This window comes from Bacillus pseudomycoides DSM 12442 (genome assembly GCF_000161455.1).
Lineage (GTDB): Bacteria > Bacillota > Bacilli > Bacillales > Bacillaceae_G > Bacillus_A > Bacillus_A pseudomycoides.
Genome location: NZ_CM000745.1, coordinates 5,715,709 through 5,716,801 on the forward strand (window position 1 = coordinate 5,715,709; position 1,093 = coordinate 5,716,801).

General features: G+C 32.6%; 1 protein-coding gene. It reads left to right on the top strand.

All coding sequences use genetic code 11. The features are described from left to right. Positions 1-960 (top strand): IS4 family transposase (locus BPMYX0001_RS28890; RefSeq protein ID WP_033799575.1); only part of this gene is annotated, 960 nt, incomplete at its 5' end. Between the last annotated feature and the right edge of the window lie 133 nt (positions 961-1,093).

The window sequence follows — 1,093 nt, forward strand, 5'->3', positions numbered from 1 at the left end:
TATGATTTACATAGTGGGAAATTCCTCAATTTTCAAATGGAACCAGGTAAAAATAATGATAAAACCTTTGGTACAGAGTGTTTAGATACCTTATGCCCAGGAGATTTATGTATTCGAGATTTAGGATATTTTTCTCTAAAAGATTTAGACCAGATGGATCAACGAGGGGCATTCTACGTTTCACGGTTGAAATTAAATAATAGAGTATATGTAAAAAATGAATCGCCAGAATTATTTCGGGATGGGACAGTTAAAAAGCAATCTTTATATGTTTTACTTGACCTTGAAGATATCATGCATCAGATAAAACCAGGAGATACTTATGAAATTCGGAATGTCTATGTTGGACAACAAAAATTACCCTCACGAGTTGTAATATACAGACTTACATCAACTCAAATTCATAAACGTAGGAAACAGCAATCTTATGTTGAAAAGAAAAAAGGAGTTACATACTCTGAAAGAAGTAAACGTTTAACAGAAATCAATGTTTATATTACCAACATACCATGGGAAATTATTCCGATGGAACAGGTCCATGATATCTACTCACTACGTTGGCAAATAGAAATTGTATTTAAAACATGGAAGTCTCTATTTGGTATCAATCATTGTCACAATATTAAGCGAGAGCGTCTAGAATGTCATCTTTATGGACAGTTAATCGCTATTTTTCTTTGTTCTTCTACTATGTTCAAAATGCGACAGTTGTTACTACAAAAAAAACAAAAAGAATTAAGTGAATATAAAGCAATTTATATGATTCAAGATCATCTATACTTAGTATATAAGGCTATCCAACAAGACACCCAAGAAGTATCAAAAATTTTCCTTCGTCTGTTTGATCTCTTACAGAAAAACGGACGGAAATCCCATAGATATGAGAAAAAGACAGTCTTTGATATTTTAGGCATTGTTTATCAGTGCACTGTATCCAATCTAAAGCGGAAAACTGCATAATCTTTAAAAATACACCTAATCAAGGTTTATTTGGAATGCGTATTTTTAAAAACAAATAAACAAAATATCAAGCATGTGGGCATCAAGAACGGAAGTTCATGGAATACCCAACCTTAGCTTGATGGGCATGTGG